This window comes from Pseudoroseomonas cervicalis ATCC 49957 (assembly GCF_000164635.1).
Taxonomy (GTDB): domain Bacteria; phylum Pseudomonadota; class Alphaproteobacteria; order Acetobacterales; family Acetobacteraceae; genus Pseudoroseomonas; species Pseudoroseomonas cervicalis.
Genome location: NZ_GG770777.1, coordinates 1,442,963 through 1,447,459, shown reverse-complemented (window position 1 = coordinate 1,447,459; position 4,497 = coordinate 1,442,963). Strand labels below are relative to the sequence as shown.

Here is a 4,497-nt window from a genome sequence, read left to right as displayed (position 1 = left end):
CGCACGCGGCCGGCATCGGCCCCTGGCAGGCCCGCGCCACCCCGGCGCAGAAGGCCGAGCGCATCGCCGCCCTCTCGGTCGCCGGGCGGCGGCCGCTGATGGTGGGGGATGGCATCAACGACGCCGCGGCGCTGGCCCTGGCGCATGTCTCGGCCACGCCGCAGGGCGCGACCGACCTGGCGCAGACGGCGGCGGATTTCGTGCTGCGCGGGGAGGGGCTGGCGGCGCTGCCCTATGCCATCCGCGTGGCGCGGCGGGCGCAGCGCCTGGCGCGCGAGAATATCGCCTTCAGCTTGATCTACAACATAGTCGCGGTGCCCTGCGCCGTGCTGGGTTACGCCACGCCGCTGATCGCGGCGCTGGTGATGGCCTCCTCCTCCATCATCGTCATCCTCAATGCGCTGCGGGCGGGGAAGGTGAAGCCATGAACGCGCTGCTGCTGCTGGTGCCGATGGCGCTGCTGCTGGGTGTCATGGCGCTGCTGCTGTTCCTCTGGACGCTGCGCAGCCGGCAATATGACGATCTGGACGGCGCCGCCGCCCGCATCCTGTTCGACGACGATCCTGTCCGCCGGCCCCCGGGCCGGACCCAGATTGCGACCCACGACAAGCCCCGAGGCACGCCATGAGCCCCACCCGCATCTTCTTCCTGGTCTTCTCGGCGATCATCGCCCTGCTCGGGCTGCTGCAGGCCGGGCTGTCGCAGGACGGGCCGCTGACCCTGTTCTCCCTCTGCCTCTTCGCCTTCGGCGTGGGCTTCGCCCTGTTCCTGGTGAAGCTGACCTATGACGAGGCGGAGGAGGCGGGGCACTGACCGCCCCGGTCGCGTTTCCCTGACGGGCGGCGGGGGTCTCTCCCGTCCCGCCCCGCGCTGCCCGCCAGGGTCATGGGCGCGGCCCTGTCCGTTCACCGCCGGGCAGGGCCGCGCCCTTCCTCTCCCCGCACCCCTCCCATGGCGGCGGCGCGGCCCTTTAGGCGTTGACGCATCAGCCCCGGGCGCTCATGGTCCGCCGCCCCGGAACCCATTGGGAACACCTGACCGATGCCTGCGATCACGCTGCCCGACCAGTCCGTCCGCGTCTTTGACGAGGCGGTGACGGGCACCACCGTGGCCGCCGCCATCGGCCCCGGCCTGGCCAAGGCGGCCATCGCCATGCAGGTGGATGGCCAGCTGCGCGACCTGTCGCATGTGATCGAGGGCGATGCCGCGATCCGCTTCATCACGCGCAAGGACCCCGAGGCGCTGGAGCTGATCCGCCATGACGCCGCCCATGTGCTGGCGGAGGCGGTGCAGGAGCTGTTCCCCGGCACCCAGGTGACGATCGGCCCGGCCATCGAGAACGGCTTCTACTACGACTTCGCCCGCAACGAGCCCTTCACCCCCGAGGACTTCCCGAAGATCGAGGCGAAGATGCGCGAGATCATCGCGCGCAACGCCGCCTTCCAGCGCGAGGTCTGGCCGCGCGAGCAGGCCATTGCTTTCTTCGAGGCGAAGGGGGAGCGCTACAAGGCGGAGCTGATCCGCGACCTGCCGGTGGATGTGCCGATCAGCATCTACCGCCAGGGCGAGTGGCTCGACCTCTGCCGCGGCCCGCATATGCGCTCGACCGGCGATATCGGCTCCGCCTTCAAGCTGATGAAGGTGGCCGGCGCCTATTGGCGGGGCGACCACCGCAACGCCATGCTCAGCCGCATCTACGCGACCGCCTGGCGCGACCAGAAGGAGCTCGACGCCTATCTCCACCAGCTGGAGGAGGCGGAGCGCCGCGACCACCGCAAGATCGGCAAGGAGATGGGGCTGTTCCACCTCCAGGAGGAGGCGGTCGGCTCGATCTTCTGGCACCCCAAGGGCTGGCGCCTCTACACCACGCTGCAGGACTACATGCGGCGCCGGCAGGAGGCGGGCGGCTACCAGGAGGTGCGCACGCCGCAGCTGGTGGACCGCAAGCTGTGGGAAGCCTCCGGCCACTGGGACAAGTACCGGGAGAACATGTTCATCGCGACCGTGGATGACGAGTCCGAGAAGGACCGCGTCCTGGCGCTGAAGCCGATGAACTGCCCCTGCCACGTGCAGATCTTCAACCACGGGCTGCGCAGCTATCGCGAGCTGCCGCTGCGCATGGCCGAGTTCGGCGCCTGCCACCGCTACGAGCCCTCCGGCGCGCTGCACGGCATCATGCGGGTGCGCAGCTTCGTGCAGGATGACGCCCACATCTTCTGCGCCGAGGACCAGATCGCCGCCGAGACGGTGGAGTTCGTGGCGCTGCTCTCGGCCGTCTATCGCGATCTCGGCTTCACCGATTTCCGGGTGAAGTTCTCCGACCGGCCGGAGAAGCGCGCCGGCTCGGACGAGACCTGGGACCGCTCCGAGGGCGCGCTGAAGGAAGCCTGCCGCATCGCCGGCGTCGAGTATGAGCTGAACCCGGGGGAGGGCGCCTTCTACGGCCCGAAGCTGGAATTCGTGCTGCGCGACGCGATCGGCCGCGACTGGCAATGCGGCACGCTGCAGGTCGATTTCGTGCTGCCCGAGCGGCTGGACGCGGAATATGTCGGCGAGGATGGCAACCGCCACCGCCCCGTCATGCTGCACCGCGCCATCCTGGGCAGCTTCGAGCGCTTCCTCGGCATCCTGATCGAGGAGCATGCCGGGCGCTTCCCGCTCTGGCTGGCCCCGGTGCAGGTGGCGGTGGCGACCATCGTGGACGAGGCGGCGCCCTTCGCCCGCGAGGCGGCGGCGGCCTTCCGCAAGGCCGGGCTCTCGGTCGAGCTGGACCTGCGCAACGAGAAGATCAACCGCAAGGTGGTCGACCATATCGAGCAGCGCGTGCCGGTGCTGGCGGTGATCGGACGGCGCGAGGCGGAGCAGGGCAAGGTGGTGCTGCGCCGCCTGCCGGGCCGCGAGCAGGTCGAGATGAGCCTGGCCGAGGCCGTCGCCACCCTTGCGGCGGAGGCCACGCCACCCGATCTCAAGGCGCCGGAGCCCGTGGCGGACGCCAGGGCCAACGCAGAGGTTGCAGTGGGCTGACCCCTGCACCATAAAACAGTCTGATTTCGTTCCAACAGCGACAGGAGCCGACTCTGGCCCGAGGCCCTATTCCGAACCAATTGCCGCCCCGCGACGGACCGCGGGTGAACGAGGACATTCGCGTCCCTCAGGTGCGCCTGATCGACCAGGATGGCGAGATGATCGGCGTCATGAGCGCGCGCGAGGCTCTGCTGCGCGCCTATGAGCTGGGCATGGATCTGCTCGAGATCAGCCCCAACGCCGTGCCGCCGGTCTGCAAGATCACCGACTACGGCAAGTACAAGTACGAGCAGCAGAAGAAGGCCAACGAGGCCCGCAAGAAGCAGAAGATCGTCGAGATCAAGGAAATCAAGGTTCGCCCGAACATTGATGACCATGACTATGACGTCAAGATGCGCGCGGCCAAGTCCTTCATCGAGGAAGGCGACAAGGTGAAGGTCACCCTGCGCTTCCGCGGCCGTGAGATGGCGCACCAGGATCTGGGCGTGAAGGTGCTGGAGCGCATCCGCACCGAACTCGCCGAGCTGGCCAAGGTGGAGCAGATGCCCCGCCTGGAGAACCGCCAGATGATCATGGTGCTGGCGCCCAAATAAGCGCCGCTCCGCCGTGCCGGCCGGGCTTCGGGCCCGGCGGGCGCCGCATCGGCCAGGCGATTCCCGGGCGGTCATGCCGCCGGATCGCCCCGGGGCCAGGGCGCGGTCACCGCGCAGCACCCCCGGCCGGGCTTTTTCCTGCCCCATAGACCCTCGCGCCACGGGACGGCTTCGCCGCGCCTGCCTCCCGGCATGCCCGCGCGCGGCCAGGGGGGCGCCCCGCTTCATGGCGGCGATGCGGCGCGGCTGCCCTGATGCCGCCGCCCCGCCCTGCCATGACCGGCGCGTGACAGGGCCGGACCGGCCCCGGGCAACCGGGCTGCGCCCGGGCCGTTTTCCCGCCGGAGGTCCGCGCATGAACCGATTCGCCCTGGCGGCCAGCGCCGCGCTGTTCGCCCTGCCGCTGCTGGCCGGGCCGGCCGGCGCCGCGCCGGCGCTGGTCACCACCAGCCTCAACATGCGGGCCGGGCCCGGCACCGAATATCCGGTGGTCGCCGTGCTGGCGCCGGGCACCGAGGTCGATGTGCAGGGCTGCCTGGAAGGCTATGGCTGGTGCGATGTCATCATCCAGCAGCAGCGCGGCTGGCTGTCGGGCGCCTATCTGCAGGCCCCGGCCCAGGCGGTGCCCCAGGAGGCGATCCCGCAGGGCGTGCCGGCGCCGCAGGGCGGTGGCGGCCTGCCGCTGGCCGGGGTGGCGGCCGCCATCGGCCTGCCGATCATCGCCTTCACCCTCGGCAATTACTGGGATTCGCACTATCGCGACCGGCCCTGGTACCGCGACCGCGACCGCTGGTCGCGCGGCTGGAGCGGCCGGCCCCCGGCCTACAGCTATGCGCCGCCGCGCTTCACGCCGCCGCCCGGCCATTGGCGCGGCCCGCCG

General features: G+C 70.5%; 6 protein-coding genes. All 6 read left to right on the top strand.

Translation table 11 applies throughout. The features are described 5' to 3' along the window. On the top strand, positions 1–428 hold a 428-nt coding region (locus tag HMPREF0731_RS06275; RefSeq protein WP_007003211.1), incomplete at its 5' end, for an HAD-IC family P-type ATPase. After that, a complete protein-coding gene (gene ccoS / locus HMPREF0731_RS06270) occupies positions 425–628 on the top strand; it encodes a cbb3-type cytochrome oxidase assembly protein CcoS (protein WP_007003210.1) in 204 nt (67 codons plus the stop codon). The genes HMPREF0731_RS06275 and ccoS, both read left to right, overlap by 4 nt. Then, the gene (locus tag HMPREF0731_RS06265) at positions 625–813 is read left to right on the top strand and encodes a hypothetical protein (RefSeq protein ID WP_007003209.1); all 189 of its coding nucleotides are present in this window, start codon (positions 625–627) and stop codon (positions 811–813) included. Before ccoS ends, HMPREF0731_RS06265 begins: the two co-directional genes overlap by 4 nt. A gap of 228 nt (positions 814–1,041) precedes the next feature. Next, complete coding sequence (thrS, locus tag HMPREF0731_RS06260) at positions 1,042–3,024, top strand: threonine--tRNA ligase (protein WP_007003208.1); 1,983 nt, start codon at positions 1,042–1,044, stop codon at positions 3,022–3,024. Between the two features lie 80 nt (positions 3,025–3,104). Beyond that, positions 3,105–3,617 carry a translation initiation factor IF-3 gene (infC, locus tag HMPREF0731_RS06255; RefSeq protein ID WP_085980145.1) on the top strand — a complete coding sequence of 171 codons (513 nt, stop codon included), beginning with the start codon at positions 3,105–3,107 and terminating at the stop codon, positions 3,615–3,617. A gap of 355 nt (positions 3,618–3,972) precedes the next feature. Then, the coding region (locus tag HMPREF0731_RS06250) for an SH3 domain-containing protein (protein WP_007003206.1) at positions 3,973–4,497 on the top strand (525 nt) is incomplete at its 3' end.